Raw genomic sequence first — 3,367 nt, 5'->3', positions numbered from 1 at the left:
CTTCGTGGTCCCCGCGGGCGCGACGGTCGCCGAGCTCGACGCCGTCCGCGCGGACCTCACCGCGCGGCTCGATCCCGCCTCCTCGCTGTCCGTGGGCTTCACCGCCGACCGCCGGTGGATCGAGTAGCTCGATCGAGTAACCGGGCCGACACCCACCGCAGGCCCTCCGTTCGGACGTGTGCACCGGCCCGTTCCGTGCGGAGAATCGAGGGGGAGACCCTTTCGAGGAGGCACCCGTGGGCGAGGTCCATCCGCTGCAGATCACCGACCGGCGTCCGGTCGTCGACGGCACCGTGCTCTCCCCGGCCGAGCTCCGCGCCCAGGTCGTCGCCCTGCAGGACGGCCGGGACGAGCAGGTCGCCGAGGCCCGGGACGAGCTGGCCGAGAGCCTGGACAACCTGGACCGCGGGCTGCAGGCGCTGCGGGCACGGCTGGTCGCGAAGGCCACGCACGCCGCGAAGGTCGCGGGCGGGGTGGCCGCCGTGGGCGCAGGCGTGGCGGGGGCCGCCGCGCTCTGGTGGAGGCGTTCCGGGAAGGCCCTCGTCAGCTGAGCGGCACCCCGAGGATCGCCGCGAGCTCGCGGTGGTCGGAGATCATGTGGTCCGGCACGGTGTCCCGGTAGGTCTGGTCGCCCTGCCCGGACACGAACATCACGGTGCGCATCCCGGCCTCCCGGGCCCCGAAGACGTCCCGGTGCATGTCGTTGCCCACGTACAGGGTCTGGTCGGCGGGTACCCCGATCCCCTCGCAGGCCAGCGCGAACAGCCGCGGATCGGGCTTGCGGAAGCCGTGGTCCCCGGACACGACCACCGGGGAGAACCGCTCCAGCAGCCCCACCTGGTGCAGCTCGGCGCGCGCCCAGGCGCTCTGCCCGTCGGTGACGACGGCGAGCGGGTACCGCGCGGCCAGCGCCGTGAGCACCTCGGGCACCCAGGGGTAGAGCTCCAGCCTGCGCCGCGAGATCCCGCGGTAGGTCTCGGCGAGGAACAGCGGCAGGGCTGCGAGCCGGTCGGCGGGCAGCGCCCGGGTGTAGGCCGTCCCGTGTTCCGCGACGAGGCGGGCGAAGATCGCGACGACGTCGAACTCCGGGTGCTCCTCGGCGCTCTGCCCGCGCTGCTCGTCGAGGTAGCGGAAGTAGCGGTCCCGGACCTCGCCGCGGCGCAGGTCGATCCCGGCGTAGGTCAGGGTGTGCCCGAGGGCCCGGAAGATCTGCTCGTCGTGCTCGTCGGTCAGGATGTCGACGAGCGTGCCGTTGACGTCGAACGCCACGGCCCTGATGTCGTCCACGCTCCCCCTATCGGGCCCGGAGCAGCTCGCGCGCCCGCTGGACCAGTCTGTCGCCGTAGGGCCGGGAGATGTAGTCGTTCCGTGCGATCCGGAGCATGTTCATCGCCATGTAGTAGGGCAGCCGCCGGGTGGTCGACGCGAAGGCCGCGGCCCGGTCCGGGAAGTGGCAGCTGTACTCCCACAGGAAGTGGCCCAGGTACGGCTCCCCCCGGTAGGCGTCCCCGGTGCCGAGCAGGAAGGCGTGCTGCAGCTCGCCCGCGACCCGCCCGACGTCGAACATCCGGTCCCCGCGCCGCATCCGCTCCAGGTCGATCGCACCCACGTCCATCCCGCCGCCGAACAGGAAGTTCGCGGGGGTGGCGTCCCCGTGCAGCCAGACCTGCTGGTCCGACCACATGTGCGTGCGCTCGGCCCAGAGCCCGCCGAGCCAGCGGAGCTCCTCGACCTCCCACGACCCGATCCGGCCGCGGTCGGTCAGGATCCCCAGCTGCAGGTCGAGGTAGCCGAGGTCGGTGCCGAAGTCCACGCCCTCGCCGTTGGCGGTGCGGTTGTGCTGGGTCGCGAGGTACCAGGCGAGCGCGGTGAGCCTGCTCCTGAGCAGTGCGCCGTCCCCGCGGACGGCCCGGTCGATCGCCCCGACCAGCAGCTCGCCGCGGTAGTACTCCAGGGCGAGCACACAGTTGATGTCCCGGTCGAACCCCAGTGGCCGGACGACGTGGTGCGGCGAGCCGACCAGCGAGTAGCGGCGCAGCGTCTGGTAGCCCGCGTACTCACGACCCGCCGTCCAGGCGGCGCGGTCGCGGTCCCAGCCGAACCGCGGGCCGAAGAACTTGCACACCAGCCGGGTGCGGCTGGTGGCCTCCTCGTAGGCGTAGACCTCGTTGCTGCCGCTCATCCGGTGCGCGCGGAACACCGGATCGCGCTGGTGCACGCCCATCCGCTCGCGCAGCACCCGCTCGAGGAAACCGTGCAGGGGGTCGTGCCGGGACACGTGGCCCACGAAGCGTCCGTCCACACGGGACTCCCACTGGCTGCCGAACCCGAGACGTCGGGAGGGAGGTGGGGGCGGACGGGGCCGCGCGACGGCGGGCGAACCCCGGCCGCACCGCCGCGCGTAGTGAACCATCGCGGACGGGCATCCGTCGATGGCCTGAACGGGGGGTGACGCTCAGGGGAAGGTGACGATGCCCTGGTCGAGCACGAGCCGGTCCCGGAACACCGTCGGGGCGATGCCCGGGACGAGGGCCGCGGGCGTGCCGTCGGACTCCGCGGTGTCGAACGCCTCGGTCCCCGCGATCCGCCCGGTCAGGGTGTACTCGCTGATCAGGTAGGGCAGGCCGGAGGAGGCGAGCGTCGGGCCGTCGGTCACCTGGATGTGCAGGTGCGGGACGATCGTGTTGCCGGAGTTGCCCACCAGCCCGAGCACGTCCCCGGTCCGCACCTCCTGCCCGACCTGCACGCGGACGCTGCCGGTCTGCATGTGCGCGTAGGTCACGTAGTTCCCGCCGCCGATGTCCAGGACGACGTAGTTGCCGTCGGCGGTCAGGAGGTCGGGCTCCGGGTACTTGCCCGGGACCTCCTCGGCCTGGCCGTCGTGGCTGGTCACGACGGTGCCGTCGGCGACGGCGAGGATCTCGTCGCCGTAGATGTGGTAGCTGCGGGGGTCCTGCCGCGGGCCGACGTAGATCCGGTTCTCGGCGTCCACCTGCTCGTAGTCGATCGCGAAACGCTGCGACAGCCACGAGGACCCGTTGAGGGGCAGGGCCGCGCGGGTGTGCCGGACGGCGCCGCAGCAGCCGTCCGCCGCGAGGTACCCCTCCCCCCGCAACGGCGGGGCGAGGACCGGCAGGGTCCGGTCGTCGACGGGCGTCTCGGCCACCACCGTGGTCACCGGCGCGGCGGAGGCCACAGTGGTCGTGAGGCGCTGCTGCAGGCGGTACTGGTTCACCGTGTACGGGCCGTAGGTCTCGGTGAGGCCGTAGACGTGCACGATCCGGAAGCCCATCTGCTCCATCTGCAGGATCGTCGTGGGGCTCGGCGGCGCGCCGGCGGTGGTGACCACGAGCCGGTAGTCCAGCTC

General features: G+C 72.6%; 4 protein-coding genes. 1 reads left to right on the top strand and 3 read right to left on the bottom strand.

The genetic code is table 11. The features are described from left to right. Window positions 1-236: 236 nt before the first annotated feature. The gene (locus tag H5J29_RS26095) at window positions 237-551 is read left to right on the top strand and encodes a hypothetical protein (RefSeq protein WP_181783665.1); all 315 of its coding nucleotides are present in this window, start codon (window positions 237-239) and stop codon (window positions 549-551) included. Here the strand turns inward: H5J29_RS26095 and H5J29_RS26090 are convergent. The 3 genes from H5J29_RS26090 to H5J29_RS26080 all read right to left on the bottom strand — a co-directional run. Then, window positions 544-1,287 carry an HAD family hydrolase gene (locus tag H5J29_RS26090; protein WP_181783664.1) on the bottom strand — a complete coding sequence of 248 codons (744 nt, stop codon included), beginning with the start codon at window positions 1,285-1,287 and terminating at the stop codon, window positions 544-546. The two genes, H5J29_RS26095 and H5J29_RS26090, sit on opposite strands and share 8 nt — an antisense overlap. A gap of 7 nt (window positions 1,288-1,294) precedes the next feature. Next, the gene (locus tag H5J29_RS26085; RefSeq protein ID WP_220187951.1) at window positions 1,295-2,302 is read right to left on the bottom strand and encodes a phosphotransferase family protein; all 1,008 of its coding nucleotides are present in this window, start codon (window positions 2,300-2,302) and stop codon (window positions 1,295-1,297) included. A gap of 153 nt (window positions 2,303-2,455) precedes the next feature. Beyond that, window positions 2,456-3,367 (bottom strand): M23 family metallopeptidase (locus tag H5J29_RS26080; RefSeq protein WP_181783663.1); only part of this gene is annotated, 912 nt, incomplete at its 5' end.

Origin of the sequence: Pseudonocardia pini (assembly GCF_013870575.1) — a bacterium.
GTDB classification, from domain to species: Bacteria; Actinomycetota; Actinomycetes; order Mycobacteriales; family Pseudonocardiaceae; genus Pseudonocardia; species Pseudonocardia pini.
Note: the sequence above shows the minus strand (reverse complement) of the source record. Positions and strands in the feature narration are given on the sequence as shown.